Below are 233 nucleotides of genomic sequence, written 5' to 3'. Positions count from 1 at the left end.
GCCTTGTTCCTGCCGGACGCGTTGCGCCCGTTACGCCAGCGCCTGCCGGTCTTCGGGTTGATCCCGACGATCCGGCAGGCCTGGTCGTTGCTCGCTCCTTGCTTCACGAGCCGGAAGTATGCGGCTCGCTCCGCGGAGAGCTTCCGCCGCCCCTGAGGGCTCCGGTCCTCGCGGATCTCGAAGGTCATCGCATCCCCTGAACTGGGGTGTTGCAACAACCACTAGAACCCAAG

The 233-nt window shown here is 65.7% G+C and carries 1 protein-coding gene; it reads right to left on the bottom strand.

Annotated elements, in window-relative coordinates; genetic code table 11:
• A partial coding sequence (locus tag IF30_RS50090; protein ID WP_234323038.1) for a helix-turn-helix domain-containing protein occupies nt 1-188 on the bottom strand: 188 nt, incomplete at its 3' end.
• Nucleotides 189-233 lie beyond the last annotated feature (45 nt).

The organism is Streptomyces sp. NRRL S-350, from assembly GCF_000719705.1.
In the GTDB taxonomy this organism is placed as follows: domain Bacteria; phylum Actinomycetota; class Actinomycetes; order Streptomycetales; family Streptomycetaceae; genus Kitasatospora.
The sequence above is the reverse complement of the archived record's forward strand: the minus strand, read 5'-3'. Positions and strand labels throughout refer to the sequence as shown.